Annotated in this window: 14 protein-coding genes; 7 read left to right on the forward strand and 7 right to left on the reverse strand. The window is 63.9% G+C overall.

Annotated features, from left to right (window positions below; genetic code table 11):
• Positions 1–15 precede the first annotated feature (15 nt).
• The 5 genes from RE418_RS18125 to RE418_RS18145 all read right to left on the reverse strand — a co-directional run bounded on the left by RE418_RS18125 (position 16) and on the right by RE418_RS18145 (position 4,748).
• Positions 16–1,125, reverse strand: a complete 1,110-nt coding sequence (locus RE418_RS18125) for a branched-chain amino acid ABC transporter substrate-binding protein (protein WP_375547450.1) — start codon at positions 1,123–1,125, stop codon at positions 16–18.
• 76 nt (positions 1,126–1,201) lie between these two features.
• Entirely contained in the window at positions 1,202–1,915 is a 714-nt protein-coding gene (locus RE418_RS18130; RefSeq protein ID WP_089180947.1) for an ABC transporter ATP-binding protein, read from the reverse strand.
• Complete coding sequence (locus tag RE418_RS18135; protein ID WP_089180946.1) at positions 1,908–2,678, reverse strand: ABC transporter ATP-binding protein; 771 nt, start codon at positions 2,676–2,678, stop codon at positions 1,908–1,910. The genes RE418_RS18130 and RE418_RS18135 overlap by 8 nt, the downstream gene beginning before the upstream one ends.
• Positions 2,675–3,787: an ABC transporter ATP-binding protein gene (locus RE418_RS18140; protein ID WP_089180945.1), complete on the reverse strand. Its 1,113-nt coding sequence runs from the start codon at positions 3,785–3,787 to the stop codon at positions 2,675–2,677. The genes RE418_RS18135 and RE418_RS18140 overlap by 4 nt, the downstream gene beginning before the upstream one ends.
• A 10-nt stretch (positions 3,788–3,797) precedes the next feature.
• Positions 3,798–4,748, reverse strand: coding sequence for a branched-chain amino acid ABC transporter permease (locus RE418_RS18145; RefSeq protein WP_043143464.1), 951 nt, complete (start codon positions 4,746–4,748; stop codon positions 3,798–3,800).
• A 170-nt stretch (positions 4,749–4,918) separates the two neighbouring features.
• Between RE418_RS18145 and RE418_RS18150 the strand changes: the two genes are divergently transcribed.
• Together RE418_RS18150 and RE418_RS18155 are read left to right on the forward strand one after the other, a co-directional pair.
• Positions 4,919–5,851: a LysR substrate-binding domain-containing protein gene (locus tag RE418_RS18150; protein ID WP_043143466.1), complete on the forward strand. Its 933-nt coding sequence runs from the start codon at positions 4,919–4,921 to the stop codon at positions 5,849–5,851.
• Between the two features lie 77 nt (positions 5,852–5,928).
• Complete coding sequence (locus tag RE418_RS18155) at positions 5,929–6,231, forward strand: cupin domain-containing protein (RefSeq protein WP_043143548.1); 303 nt, start codon at positions 5,929–5,931, stop codon at positions 6,229–6,231.
• Here the strand turns inward: RE418_RS18155 and RE418_RS18160 are convergent.
• Positions 6,228–6,818: a TetR/AcrR family transcriptional regulator gene (locus RE418_RS18160; RefSeq protein ID WP_043143468.1), complete on the reverse strand. Its 591-nt coding sequence runs from the start codon at positions 6,816–6,818 to the stop codon at positions 6,228–6,230. The two genes, RE418_RS18155 and RE418_RS18160, sit on opposite strands and share 4 nt — an antisense overlap.
• Before the next feature lie 140 nt (positions 6,819–6,958).
• On the opposite strand from RE418_RS18160, the gene RE418_RS18165 reads away from it, so the two are divergent.
• Genes RE418_RS18165 through RE418_RS18175 form a run of 3 tightly spaced genes read left to right on the forward strand, consistent with a single transcriptional unit; the run spans position 6,959 to position 9,826 of the window.
• Positions 6,959–8,014, forward strand: coding sequence for a sugar phosphate isomerase/epimerase (locus RE418_RS18165; protein WP_089180944.1), 1,056 nt, complete (start codon positions 6,959–6,961; stop codon positions 8,012–8,014).
• A gap of 26 nt (positions 8,015–8,040) precedes the next feature.
• Positions 8,041–8,934 (forward strand): alpha/beta fold hydrolase, encoded by an 894-nt coding sequence (locus tag RE418_RS18170; protein ID WP_089180943.1) that lies wholly within the window; start codon positions 8,041–8,043, stop codon positions 8,932–8,934.
• Positions 8,924–9,826, forward strand: coding sequence for an alpha/beta hydrolase (locus RE418_RS18175; RefSeq protein ID WP_089180942.1), 903 nt, complete (start codon positions 8,924–8,926; stop codon positions 9,824–9,826). The genes RE418_RS18170 and RE418_RS18175 overlap by 11 nt, the downstream gene beginning before the upstream one ends.
• Positions 9,827–9,875: 49 nt before the next feature.
• Here the strand turns inward: RE418_RS18175 and RE418_RS18180 are convergent, their stop codons facing one another.
• Positions 9,876–11,309, reverse strand: coding sequence for an NAD-dependent succinate-semialdehyde dehydrogenase (locus RE418_RS18180; protein WP_089180941.1), 1,434 nt, complete (start codon positions 11,307–11,309; stop codon positions 9,876–9,878).
• Between the two features lie 196 nt (positions 11,310–11,505).
• Here RE418_RS18180 and RE418_RS18185 point away from each other — a divergent pair, with 196 nt between their 5' ends.
• Positions 11,506–12,333, forward strand: coding sequence for an AraC family transcriptional regulator (locus tag RE418_RS18185; protein ID WP_089180940.1), 828 nt, complete (start codon positions 11,506–11,508; stop codon positions 12,331–12,333).
• A 98-nt stretch (positions 12,334–12,431) separates the two neighbouring features.
• Entirely contained in the window at positions 12,432–13,400 is a 969-nt protein-coding gene (locus tag RE418_RS18190; RefSeq protein ID WP_089180939.1) for a DMT family transporter, read from the forward strand.
• The last annotated feature ends 20 nt before the right edge of the window (positions 13,401–13,420 follow it).

Here is a 13,420-nt window from a genome sequence, read left to right on the forward strand (position 1 = left end):
CTTGCTCCTCTTGATTTATTGTGGTTTGGCGCCGCCCAACACGGTTTGCGGCTGCCATTTGCCGTCGACCACCCGGTACAGGGTGAAGCTCGGCTGCTGCAGGTTGCCTTGCGCATCGAAGGCGATGGCGCCGGTCACGCCCTGGTAATGTATGGCGCGCAGTGTCGGCAGATAATCGGCCGGATCGGCCGAGCCGGCCTGTTCGATGGCGGCGATCAGCACCCGGGTGGCGTCGTAGGCGAAGGGCGCATGCAGTTCGATGTGGGTGTGGTAACGATCGCGGTAGGCTTGTTCAAACGCCTTGCCGCCCGGCATCTGTTCCAGCGGCAGCCCTGGCTCCAGCGCCACCACGCCTTCGCCTTCCCGCTGCGCCAGCGTCAGGAAGGTCTGGCTGACAAAGCCGCCGGCGCCCATCAGCTGCGCGTTCATGCCCAGCTGTTTCAGTTTGCGCGCCAGCGGCGCCGCTTGAGAATCCACGCCGCCGAAGAAAATCAGATCGGCGTTTTTACTGCGCACGGTGGTCAGCACGGCGCTGAAATCGACGGTCTTGTCATCCACATACTCGCGGGTGACCGGCTGCACGCCCTGGGCCTGCAGCGATTTGATAAACTCGTCCGCCAGCCCCTGGCCGAAAGCGGTGCGATCGTCGATTACCGCGATACGCTTGGCTTTCAGCGTTTTCACCGCATATTGCCCGGCGTAGTTGCCGCCGTCGTCGTCGTGGCCCATCACGCGGAAGCTGGTGTCAAAGCCTTGCTGCGTGTAGCCGTGACCGGTCGCCACCGGCGCCACCTGAGCGATACCGGCGTCGTGGTAGATGCGCGCCGCCGGGATGCTGGTGCCGGTGTTCCAGTGGCCGACCACGCCGGCGACGCCTTCGTCGACCAAGCGCTGCGCCACGGCCACGGCGGTGCGCGGGTCGGACTGATCGTCCTCGGACAGTAATTTGAAGGTGACCGGTTTGCCGTTCAGCGTCGGTTTCTGTGCGTTAGCGTCGGCGATCGCCAGCCGTGCGCCGTTTTCGAGATCTTTGCCGATGCGCGCGGAAGGGCCGGTCAGCGGCCCGGCCAGGCCGATCAGCACGGTGTCGTCCGCCAGCGCCGGGAGGCTCAGGATCATTGTCATGGCGGCCAGCGCCAACGGCTTGATGCGAATGTTCTGCTGCATGTCATACTCCTGGTGCGGTTAAAGGTAACAACGGTTATTCACCCAAATAGATCTGTTTGATTTTTTCATCGTCCAGCATGTCGGCGGAGCGGCCGTTGTGGCTCAGGCTGCCGCTGTCCAATACGTAGGCGCGATCGGTGGACGCCAGCGCCAGGCGGGCGTTCTGCTCGACCAACAGCAGCGTGACGCCGTCACGGGCTAACTGCTTGATGACCGAGAAAATGGCCTCCACCACAATCGGCGCCAGCCCCATCGACGGTTCGTCCAATATCAGCAGCCGCGGGCGGCTGAGCAGCGCGCGGCCCATCGCCACCATCTGTTGTTCACCGCCGGAAAGCAGCCCGGCCGGTTGATGCAGGCGCTCGCTCAGCCGTGGGAAGGTGGCGCACACGCGTTCGAAATCTTGCCGCACCGCCGATGCGTCACGCCGCGCATAGGCGCCCAGCTGCAGGTTTTCTCGCACCGTCAGGCGGGTGAAAATGCCGCGTCCCTCCGGCACCATCACCAGCCCTTGTTGCAGCAAGCGGTGCGGCGGCATGCCGCGAATCGAACGGCCGTCGAACAGGATGTCGCCCTCAAACGGCTGCAGGCCGGTCAGCGCCCGCAGGCTGGAGGTTTTTCCCGCGCCATTGGCGCCGATCAGCGTCACCTGTTCGCCGGCGTTCACCGTGAAATCGATGCCTTTGACCGCATGAATACCGCCATAAGACACTTTGAGTCGTTTAACGCTCAGCAGGGCTTCAGACATGCGCGCCGCCTCCCAGATAGGCTTGAATGACCGCCGGTTCGCGTCGCACCTGCGCCGGTTCGCCTTCGGCGATCGCTTTGCCGTAATCCAGCACCGTCAGCCGATCGCACAGGCCCATCACCAGCTTGACGTCATGTTCGATCAGCAGCAGCGTTTTGCCGCTGTCGCGGATGCGCAGCAGCAGTTCGCGCAGCGCCACTTTTTCTCCGGCGTTCATGCCGGCCGCCGGTTCGTCCAGCGCCAGCAACCGGGGCTCGGTCGCCAGCGCGCGGGCGATCTCCAGCCGCCGCTGATGGCCGTAGGCGAGATCGCCGGCGCGGTAATGGGCGAATTGGCTGATGCCGACGTACTCCAGCAGCGCATGAGATTTATCGCGCACCGCCTGTTCCTCCTCCCTGGCGCGACGGTGCCGGGCGATCGTCGCCCACAGGCCGTTGCGGGTGCGCACGTGGCAGCCGACCATCACGTTTTCCAGCACGCTCATTTCATTGAACAACCGCAGGTTTTGGAAGGTGCGGGCAATGCCGGCCTGCGCCACTTTGTCGATCGCCTGGGGCTTATAGCGCTGGCCCGCCAGGCGGAATTCGCCCGCGTCGGCGCGATACAGGCCGGTGATCAGGTTGAAGCAGGTGGTCTTACCGGCGCCGTTCGGCCCGATCAGGCCGTAGATTTCCCCCTGGCGGATGCTCATGCTGACGTCATCCACCGCCGTCAGGCCGCCGAAACGTTTGCTGACGTGATTTAAAGCGAGCAGTGGCGTCATGCGGCGGTCCTCCCAGCATGGCGAGCCGGCCACAGGCCCGCCGGGCGATACAGCATCACCAGGATCAACGCCAGGCCGTAAAACAGTTGGCGAATGATTTCCGGGTCGATCAGCACCTGGCCGAACAGCGCCTGCTGCAGCGGCCCCATGCTGCTGCGCAGCAGCTCCGGCAGGGCGGCCAGCAGCAGCGCGCCCAGGATCACGCCGGGGATGTGCCCCATGCCGCCGAGCACCACCATCGCCAGTACGGCGATCGATTCCTGCAGAGTGAACGATTCCGGCGACACGAAGCCCTGAAACGCGGCAAACAACGCGCCGGCCACACCGCCAAAGGTGGCGCCGATGGCGAAGGCCAGCAGCTTGAAGTTGCGGGTATTGATGCCCATCGCCCGCGCGGCGTCCTCGTCTTCGCGGATCGCTGTCCATGCGCGGCCAATGCGCGAGTTTTGCAGCCGCAGGCTGATAAACAGGATCGCCAGCAGCAGTGCGGCGAACAGGTAGTAATAGAGATGCAGCCCGGAGAAACGCACGCCGAACCACTCATGCATGCCGGAGAACTTCAGGCCGAACAGGCTGACCGGGTCGATGCCGGAAATGCCTTTAGGGCCGTTGGTGAGGTTGACCGGGCGATCGAGGTTACGCATCAGAATGCGCACGATCTCGCCGAAACCGAGCGTGACGATCGCCAGATAGTCGCCGCGCAGCCGCAGCGTCGGCGCGCCAAGCAGGATGCCGCACGCCGCCGCCAGCAGCGCCGCCAGCGGGATCAGCCACAGCATCGACAGGTGCAGCCCGTCGGGGAACCACTGCAGCAGCAGCGGGAATTGCTGCGTCAGATGCGGTGACGACAGCAGCGCGGCCAAATAGGCGCCGACGGCGTAAAAGGCGATAAAGCCCATGTCCAGCAACCCGGTCATGCCCACCACGATGTTCAGCCCGAGCGCCAGCATCAGGTACAGCAGGGCGAAGTCGACGACCCGCACCCAGTAGTTGCCGCCGGTGGCGCCCGCCACCCAGGGCGCCAGCAGCAGCGCGAGAATGAACAGCGTCAGCCCCAGCCTGGCGCGACGCGGCGTGGCCAGAGGAACGGGGGGAGTCAAAACGGTCATGGTGATGTCCTTATGCGCGCGTGGCGATGCGTTCGCCCAAGAGCCCGGAGGGGCGGAAGACCAGCACGGCGATCAGCACCAGAAACGCGAACACGTCCTGGTAGTTGCTGCCGAACACGCCGCCGGTCAGCTCGCCGAGATAGCCGGTGCCCAGCGATTCGAACAGGCCCAGCAGCAATCCGCCGAGCATCGCGCCGCGCAGGTTGCCGATGCCGCCGAGCACGGCGGCGGTAAACGCCTTGATGCCCGGCAGAAAGCCCATCGAGAAACCGGCGTTGCCGTAGTTGCTGGCCATCATGATGCCGGCCACCGCCGCCAGCGCGCCGCCGAGCGCAAAGGTCAGAACGATGATGCGGTCAGGACTGATGCCCATCAGGCCGGCGACCTGCGGGTTTTCCGCCGTGGCGCGCATGGCGCGGCCGAAACGGCTGTGCTCGACCAGCAGCCAGAGGCCGGCCATGACCGCGACGGCCACCGCCAGCGTGACGATCGCCGTGCCGGTGATCACCGCCGGCGCATGCCCGCCGCTGCCTGCGGTCAGGGCGATGGGGGTCATTGGCAGCAGCTGCGGAAACATCAGGGGATTACGTGACCAGATCAGCATCGCCAGGGTTTGCAGCAGCAGCGAGACGCCGATGCCGCTGATCAGCGGAGCCAGGCGCGGCGCAGTGCGCAACCGGCGGTAGGCGAGACGCTCGATCGCCATCGAGGTAATGGCGCAGACCGCCATGGCGAACAGGGCCGCCAGCAGCAGCGTGGCGTACGGCGATAACGCGGGAAAGTGGTGTTGCAACACGCCGATCGCCGACAACGCGCTCAGGGCACCGACCATCAGCACGTCGCCGTGCGCGAAATTGATGATGCGTAGGATGCCGTACACCATGGTGTAACCGAGCGCGATCAGCGCATAGATGCTGCCGAGCATCAAACCGTTGACGGTTTGCTGTACCAGCGTATCCATAAGGAGAGTCCGGAGATAATGAGTCAGGAGGCTCACAGTAGAGAATTTAAAAAAATTGTAAAATACGGAAAAATACTTTCTTATACAAAAAACGAGTGATTTTAATACGTTGATTTTTATGTATATTGAACCCATCCCTTCAGTGTCGATTTCCCAAAAACAGTCAATATATGAAAAAAACAGAACAGTACGATGAGCCATTGCCGATGCTGCCGAACGATCCGCCGCTGCGCGCCGTGCGGGCGTTCGAAGCCATCGCGCGCCTGGGTGGCATCAGCGCGGCGGCTAACGAGCTGATGATTTCGCCTTCGGCGGTCAGTCATCAACTCAAAACGCTGGAGGCATTTTTGCAGATGCCGTTGACCGAACGGCAGGGGCGTAACCTGGTGCTGCGCAGCGAGGGGCGGGAGTATTACCGTTCGATTCGCTCGGCGTTCAACGTGCTGCGCCAGGCGACCGAACACGTGCGCGAGCAGTCCGCATCGCGGCAGGTGACCATCAGCCTGATCCCGCTGTTCGGCATGGGCTGGTTCATTCCGCGGCTGCGTGGCTTTTTGCGCGAAAATCCGGATATCGACATCAATGTGGTTTACGCCAACCACCGCAATTACCTGAGCGACGCCGCCGATCTGTCGATTCGCTTCGGGGTTGGGCAGTGGACCGGCTATCGCAGCGAAAAGCTGATGTCTGGCCAAATGGTGCCGGTGTGCAGCCGGGCATTCAGTAAACTGCACGGTTTGCTGGATACGCCGGATCAGCTGGCGACGCTGCCGCTGCTGCACGACGAGGAGCGCAATACCTGGATGCAATGGTTTCAGCTGGCCGGCGTTAAACGCCCGCTGCGCAGCATCGGGCCGATGTTTGAAGACGGATTGTTGACACTGGCGGCGGTGCAGGCGGGGCTAGGGTGCGCGTTGATGCGTGAACCGTTAATCGCCCAGTACCTTGAGAGCGGTGAGTTGATCAAAATGTTCGATCTGCCGATCGACGACGGCCGCGATTATTACCTGTGCGCTCGACTGGATAGCGAGCTGTCGCAGGAAGGCGAAAATCTGCGGCAATGGCTGCGGCGTGAGGCGGCGGCTCAGAACGTCGGGGCATAATCTACAACCAACGCGTCTTTCAGCACCTGGCGGCTTGCAGTAGAGTGCGGGTTCCTGTGTCGCGATAAGGTATGACGATGCTGTTCGATTTAAACCAGCAGGCGGCCGAACTGCCCGAGGCTTGGCGTTCTGCCGTGCTGGGCCGCGTCGGTGCGGCCAATATCAAAGTGCTGCGCATGGACGCGCGCAGCATTGCGGATGAAGTGCATGATTACAGCGAAGGATTGCTGGTGATCAGCGGCCACCTGCGGCTGCAGGTGGCGGGGGAAGTGGTGGTGGTGCGCGCCGGCCAGCTGTATCAGGCCGCGGCCGGCGTGCCGCATCGCGTGTTGCCGGGCAGCGAAGGCACGCTGGTGATTGTCGATCTGCCGGAGGATTAAGCGGCGCCCAGGACCGCCAGCGCCACCTTTACCGCTGCCAATAGCCGCTCTTCAGTGACGCCGTCACGTGCCTGAATCGACAGGCCGTGCAGGAAGACGGCGAAATAGTCACCCAGGCTGTCGGCGTCGGTATCGGCCGGCAATTCGCCGGTTTGCATCGCCTGCCGCAGCCGTTCGACGATCTGCTGCGTACGCTGCAACCGATGCTCTGCCAGCCAGGTTTTGAGCCCATCGTTTTCCGCACTGACGCTGGCGGCGGCGGAGACCACCATGCAGCCCTGCGGCAGATCTGGCCGGCTGTAGAGGCGCACGGCATCTTCCAGCATACGTTGGATCGCCGGGCGAATGCCGCTTTCCTGCGCGAAGGCGCGATCGGCGAAGCCGCCTTCCTCGGTTTCGTAACTGGCGATTGCCTCGCGGAACAGCTGCTCTTTGGAGCCGAACGCCTTGTAGATGCGCGCGGAAGCAATGCCCAATTCCGCCACCAGATCCGACATCGAGGTGCCTTCGTAACCTTGCCGCCAAAATAAGTTTCGCGCCTTCAAGAGCGCCTGTTCGCGGTCGAACTCACGCGGTCTGCCAGCCATTCTCTGCTCCAATTTACCTGCCATTCAGCGACATAGGATCGCTTAAATCGGCGGGAATACCAATGTCTTTATAAATTTCGCTTGCGGTCATCGCGCCTTGCCTCTATTGTTTGTCAATCGACAACCAATAGGAGTTTACGATGAAAACCCTCAAAGGTCCAAGCCTACATCTCGCGCAGTTCAGCGATGAGACAGCGCCGTTCAACAGCCTGCCGGCCATCGCCGAGTGGGCGGCGCAAACCGGTTTTACCGCCTTGCAGATCCCGGCCTGGGATCGGCGTTTATTCGACGTGGCCACTGCCGCGGAAAGCCAAACATACTGCGACGATCTGACCGGGATGTTGGCGGAGCAGGGGTTGGTGGTCAGTGAATTGACCAGCCATATCTTCGGCCAGCTGATGGCGGTACACCCGGCTTACGATGCGCTGTTTGACAGCTTCGCGCCGCCGGCGCTGCAGAGCAATCCGCAGGCGCGCGGCGAGTGGGCGCGGCAGCAAATGCTGCTGGCGGTGAAGGCGTCGGCGCGGCTCGGGCTCAGCGAGCTGGGCACCTTTTCCGGTTCGCTGGCCTGGCCCTATCTGTTCCCGTTCCCACAGCGCCCGGAAGGATTGATCGACACCGCGTTCGACGAACTCGCCAAACGCTGGCTGCCGGTGCTCGACGCCTGCGAAGAACAGGGCATCAACCTGTGTTATGAAATTCACCCAAGTGAGGATCTGCACGACGGCGTGACGTTCGAGAAGTTTCTTGAGCGCGTCGGCAACCACCCGCGTTGTCGGGTGCTGTTCGATCCGAGCCATATGGTGCTGCAGCAGCTTAACTATCTGGAGTTTATCGATATCTATAAGGACGTTATCGGCATGTTCCACGTCAAGGACGCCGAGTTCAATCCGACCGGTCGCCAGGGCATTTACGGCGGCTATCAATCCTGGATCGATCGCGCCGGCCGCTTCCGCTCGCTGGGCGACGGCCAGGTTGATTTCAACGGCATCTTTTCGCGCCTGACGCAGTACGGCTATTCGGGCTGGGCGGCATTGGAGTGGGAATGTTGCCTGAAAAACCCGCAGGACGGCGCGCGCGAAGGCGCAGCCTTCATTCGCGATCGCATTATCCGCGTCACCGACAAAGTGTTCGATGACTTCGCCGGTGCGCCGGTCAATCCTCAGCAGATCAATGCCTTGCTCGGCATTCGCTGAGCCTGACCCCACAGGGAGTTAACCCCATGAAACACAGTCAAAACGAGATCCTGTTGCAGGATCTCGCGGCGGAACACGTCTATACCCAGGTCAACGGCCGGCGCCTTCACTGCGTGGTGGCCGGCGAAGGGCGGCCGGTGCTGCTGATCCCCGGCTGGCCGCAAACCTGGTACACCTGGCGTTATGTGATGCGCGCCTTGGCGGCGGCCGGTTTTCAGGCGATCGCCGTCGATCCGCCGGGCATCGGCGACTCTGACAAGCCCGCTGGCGGCTACGACACCGGCAGCATCGGTGCGGCGTTGCACGCGATGATGGCGCAGCTGGGCCATCAACGTTACCAACTGGTCGGCCACGACATCGGCATGTGGATCGGTTACGCCATGGCGAGCGATTTCCCGCAGGCGGTGGAGCGTCTGGTACTGACGGAGGCGGTGATCCCCGGCCTGGCGCCGCCGCCGCCGATTTTCGTCGCGCCGGAGGAGAATATCTTCCTGTGGCATTTCATGTTCAACCAGCTGGCGGATTTGCCGGAGACCCTGACCCAGGGGCGCGAGCGGGAGTATCTTGGCTATATCTTCAACCGCTGGTCTTATCGGCGCGATCGGGTGGCGGCTGAGGTCTATATCGCCGCCTATTCGGCGCCGGGCGGCCTGCGCGCCGGATTCGACTATTACCGGGCGATCCCGGAGACCGTTCGCCAGAACCGGCTGCGCGCCGCCACGCCGTTGACTATGCCGGTGTTGACGGTGGGAGCGGAGCACGCCACCGGCGACGCGCCGCTGACGACGCTACATGGCAATGCGCGCGATCTGCGGGGCGAAACCGTCGCCGGCTGCGGCCATTTCATCACCGAGGAGTGTCATGAGGCGTTTATCGCGCTGATTGCGCCGTTCCTGGCGGGAGAGCAACATGCCGCTTGATGAACACATCGCCGCCTTTTTGGCGGCCTCGGCCGACGCGCCGCTACCCGCTTCGTTGGCGGCAATGCGCGCGGCCACGGAAACCGGTTTACGCCAGCTGCAGGGCGAGGCGGAACCGAGCGGCGGCGTCAGGGACCATACGGTGGTCGCCGCCGATGGACACCGGATTGCACTGCGCGCCTATCTACCGGCGGGGGAAAACGGCACGACCGCGCAGCCGGCGATGCTGTTCGCCCACGGCGGCGGCTGGTGCCTCGGCTCACTGGCGTTGTACGATCGGCCCTGTCAGGCGTTGGCTAACGCCACCGGCCGGGTGATCCTGTCGGTTGACTATCGTCTGGCGCCGGAATACCCGTTTCCACAGCCGCTGGAAGATGTCTATCAGGCGCTCTGCTGGGTGGCGCAACGGGCGTCGCAGTTGGGGATCGACGCGCAGCGCCTGGCGGTGGGCGGCGACAGCGCCGGGGGTAATCTGGCGGCGGCGGTCGCGCTGTTGGCGCGGGATCGCGGCGGCCCGCACATCGAGCGCCAGCTGCTGCTGTACCCGGCGCTCAGCCGCGAGATGGCGACGACGAGCTATCGCGAGTTTGCCGAGGGGCACTTTCTGACGCGCGACGCGATGGGGTTTTGTTGGCAGCAGTATCTGGGCCAGCGGCGTGATCCCGGCGCGGAACCGTTGTATGCCGCCACGCTGCGCGGGTTACCGCCGGCCACCATCCTGAGCTGCGAATACGATCCGCTGCGCGATGAGGCCGAGCAGTATGCGCAGCGGCTACGCGAGGCGGGCGTGCCGGTGCGCTGCGAACGGTTGCCGGGCATGGTGCATGCCTGTATTCACATGCTGGGGCTGACCCCGGCGGCGCGGCAGCTGTTCGAACTGGCCGGTGAGTAAAAAAAAAGCCCCGCATTGCGGGGCTTCTGGCTATTCATCCGCCGGGCGATTATCGGCCGGCGACGGTGACAAAGCGCGTTTCCAGGTAGGATTTGATCGCTTCGCTGCCGCCTTCGGTGCCGTGGCCGGAGTCTTTCACGCCACCAAACGGCGTTTCCGGCAGGCCGAAACCGATGTGGTTGATGCTCAGCATGCCGCTCTCCACGTCGCGCCCCAGCGCATTGACCGTGGCGATGTTGCGGCTGTAAGCGTAGGCGGCCAGGCCGTACGGCAGGCGGTTGGCTTCGGCGATCGCCTCGTCATAGGTAGCGAACGGGCGCAGCAGGGCGACCGGGCCAAACGGCTCTTCCGACATGGCGCGCGCGCTCAGCGGCACGTCGCGTAGCACCGTCGGCTCGAAGAAGTTGCCTTTGCCCGCCACGCGCTTGCCGCCGGTGCTGGCCTTCGCCCCGTGGGCGACGGCATCCTGCACCAGCGCCTCGATATTGTCGACGCTGCGGCCCAGCACCATCGGCCCCATCGTCACGCCGTCTTCCAGCCCGTTGCCGAGCTTGAGCTCACGCACCGCGGCGGTGAATTTCTCCACGAAGGCCTCATAAACGCCTTGTTGGATCAGGAAGCGGGTCGGGGCGATACAGACCTGGCCGGCGTTGCGGAACTTGGACTGCGCCAGCTCTTTGGCCGCCGCGTCGAGATCGGCATCGTCGAAGATCAGCACCGGCGCGTGGCCGCCCAGTTCCATGGTGGCCTTTTTCATATGCTGGCCGGCCAGCGCCGCCAGATGCTTGCCCACGCGGGTGGAGCCGGTGAAGGAGATCTTGCGAATGGTCGGATGCGGGATCAGGTATTCCGAGATTTCCGCCGGGGTGCCGTACACCAGCGCGATCACCCCGGCCGGAATACCCGCGTCGGCGAAGGCTTTGATCAGCTCAGCCGGTGAGGCCGGCGTTTCTTCCGGGCCTTTGACGATGATGGAACAGCCCGCCGCCAGCGCGGCGGACAGCTTGCGCACGATCTGGTTGATCGGGAAGTTCCACGGCGTGAAGGCGGCCACCGGGCCGACCGGCAGCTTGAGGGTTTGCTGCTGTACATCGCGGGCGCGGGAAGGAATGATCTGCCCGTAGGTGCGGGTGGCTTCGCCGGCGAACCAGTCGATAACGTCGGCGGCGTTGAGAATTTCGACTTTGGCCTGCGCCACCGGTTTGCCCTGTTCCTGCGTCATGACGGCGGCGATGGCGTTGGCGCGTTCGCGCAGCAGCGCCGCGGCTTTGCGCATCAGGTTGGCGCGCTGGTGCGCGGCGGTGTCGCGCCAGACGTTAAATCCGCGCTCGGTGGCGGCCAGCGCCAGATCGAGATCCTCTGCGGCGGCATGCGCCACTTGACCGATGACCTCGTCGGTAGCGGGATTGGTGACCGGCAGGGTTTTTCCGGCCAGTGCGCTGCGCCATTGTCCATCGATATACAGTTGAGTATCCGGATACATTGTTGCCTCTTGTTTGCGGAGTGTCAGGGGCCGATGAGCTTCGCGATGCGGCCCGTCTGAAAGGGACAGGGACCTTAACCCTACGCCGAATGGCGGCGATCGTCCAGGCGAGGGGCACGAAAGGAGCAGGGCGGCTACTCAACCGGCGATGTTTTGGCTATGCTGAGCAGATTGTCAGCACGGATGAGGAGGTCGGGTGCAAGGGGTTCCACAACAGTTTCCGTTCGAGAAGGACTGCGCGCAGTTCCGGCATTTGTCGCATCTGCCCGGCGTCGAACTCTATCAGGCGCATATCGAACGCTATGCCTTCGAGCCGCATACCCACGACGCCTTCGCCATCGGCACCGTGGACACCGGGGCGGAGCGTTTTCGCTATCGCGGGGCGCAGCACCTGGCGGCGCCGGGCGCGCTGGTGCTGATGAACCCGGACGAGCTGCACACCGGCGAAGCCGAAACGCCGGGCGGCTGGTGTTATCGCATGCTCTACCTGGCGCCCGAGGCGCTGGAGCAGCTGTCCGGCGATCGGTGCCAGTGGTTTACCGATGCGGTGCGCCACGATCCGCGGGCGGCGCAGCGCCTGTCCGCCATTCTCGCCACGCTGTGGCAAACCGACGATCCGCTCACGCTCGACGGCCTGCTGTTGGAGGCGGTCGAGGTGTTGCACCCGCACATCCGTACCGGGCGGCGAGAGAAAGCCGAGGCGGCGCACCGTTTCGAGGTGGTGAAAAGCTACCTGCACGATAACTTCGCCGAGGCCGTGACCCTCAACCAACTGGCCGAGCTGGTGTCGCTCAGCCCGTACCATTTCCTGCGCAAGTTCAAGGCCGAATATCACGTTTCGCCGCAGCAGATGCTGATGGCGATCCGGCTGTCACAGGCCAAACGCATGCTGGAGCGCGGCATGCCCGCTGCACAGGTGGCGGCGGCGGCGGGGCTGACCGATCAGGCTCACCTGACGCGTGCCTTCGCCAACCGTTACGGCGTCACGCCAGTGCGTTTCCAGAAACAGGTGAAATTGGGCTAAAACAGCAACCTGCTACAATAATTCCTCCCCGCGTTTTCGTTACTCTGCCGCTGTCTTGTCGGGCGGGTTGGCCGCGCCGGCCGTTTGTCGGAGTCGTTATGTTCATTGGCGTTGTGTTTGCCCTGGCCGCCGGGCTGATGTGGGGACTGATTTTCGTCGGCCCGCTGCTGGTGCCGGATTATCCCGCCGCGCTGCAGTCCACCGGGCGCTATCTGGCCTTCGGGCTGATCACCTTGCCGCTGGCGTGGTTCGATCGCCGCCGCCTGCGCAAGCTGCGGCGCCAGGATTGGCTGGAAGCGCTCAAACTGACGGCCATCGGCAATCTGCTGTACTACCTGTGCCTGGCCAGCGCCATTCAGCGTACCGGCGCACCGGTATCGACCATGATCATCGGCACCTTGCCGGTGGTGATCGCCATCTGCGCCAATCTGTTTTACGGCAGGCACGACGGGCGGCTGGCCTGGAGCAAGCTGGCGCCGGCGCTGCTGCTGATCGTCTGCGGGTTAGCGTGCGTAAACATCGCCGAACTGCGCGGCAATGCGGTGCCGATCGACGGCTGGCGCTATCTCAGCGGCCTTGGGCTGGCCGCGTTGGCGGTGGCGTGCTGGACCTGGTTCCCGCTGCGCAATTCGCGTTGGCTGCGGGAGAACCCGACGCAGCGGCCGGCCACCTGGGCCACGGCGCAGGGGCTGGTGACGCTGCCGCTGGCGCTGCTGGGCTATCTGGCGGTCTGCGGCCAATTGGCGCTGAGCGAACCGGCGTTTGCCTTGCCGTTCGGCCCGCGCCCTGAGGTGTTTATCCCGCTGATGCTAGTTATTGGCGTGTTCTGCTCCTGGCTGGGGGCGCTGTGCTGGAACGAAGCCAGCCAGCGGCTGCCGACGGTGTTGGTGGGGCCGCTTATCGTGTTCGAAATTCTGGCGGGGTTGGCCTATACCTTTCTGCTGCGCCAGGCCTGGCCGCCGCTGCTGACATTGGCCGGCATCGTTTGCCTGATCGCCGGCGTGGTGTACGCCATGCGTATCAAGCCGCAGCCGGTGGTGGTGGCGTTGGAGGACAAGCCGAGGTGACGCCCGCCGCGAAGGCGGGC

It is taken from the genome of Serratia sp. szju, assembly GCF_044594185.1.
Taxonomy (GTDB): Bacteria; Pseudomonadota; Gammaproteobacteria; order Enterobacterales; family Enterobacteriaceae; genus Serratia; species Serratia bockelmannii.

Coding starts and splice junctions, on each gene's coding strand:
- RE418_RS18130 (WP_089180947.1), bottom strand. CDS start 1,915: ATGTCTGAAGCCCTGCTGAGCGTTAAACGACTCAAAGTGTCTTATGGC.
- RE418_RS18160 (WP_043143468.1), bottom strand. CDS start 6,818: ATGGCTGGCAGACCGCGTGAGTTCGACCGCGAACAGGCGCTCTTGAAG.
- RE418_RS18175 (WP_089180942.1), top strand. CDS start 8,924: ATGCCGCTTGATGAACACATCGCCGCCTTTTTGGCGGCCTCGGCCGAC.
- RE418_RS18150 (WP_043143466.1), top strand. CDS start 4,919: ATGAAAAAAACAGAACAGTACGATGAGCCATTGCCGATGCTGCCGAAC.
- RE418_RS18135 (WP_089180946.1), bottom strand. CDS start 2,678: ATGACGCCACTGCTCGCTTTAAATCACGTCAGCAAACGTTTCGGCGGC.
- RE418_RS18155 (WP_043143548.1), top strand. CDS start 5,929: ATGCTGTTCGATTTAAACCAGCAGGCGGCCGAACTGCCCGAGGCTTGG.
- RE418_RS18145 (WP_043143464.1), bottom strand. CDS start 4,748: ATGGATACGCTGGTACAGCAAACCGTCAACGGTTTGATGCTCGGCAGC.
- RE418_RS18180 (WP_089180941.1), bottom strand. CDS start 11,309: ATGTATCCGGATACTCAACTGTATATCGATGGACAATGGCGCAGCGCA.
- RE418_RS18190 (WP_089180939.1), top strand. CDS start 12,432: ATGTTCATTGGCGTTGTGTTTGCCCTGGCCGCCGGGCTGATGTGGGGA.
- RE418_RS18125 (WP_375547450.1), bottom strand. CDS start 1,125: ATGACAATGATCCTGAGCCTCCCGGCGCTGGCGGACGACACCGTGCTG.
- RE418_RS18165 (WP_089180944.1), top strand. CDS start 6,959: ATGAAAACCCTCAAAGGTCCAAGCCTACATCTCGCGCAGTTCAGCGAT.
- RE418_RS18170 (WP_089180943.1), top strand. CDS start 8,041: ATGAAACACAGTCAAAACGAGATCCTGTTGCAGGATCTCGCGGCGGAA.
- RE418_RS18140 (WP_089180945.1), bottom strand. CDS start 3,787: ATGACCGTTTTGACTCCCCCCGTTCCTCTGGCCACGCCGCGTCGCGCC.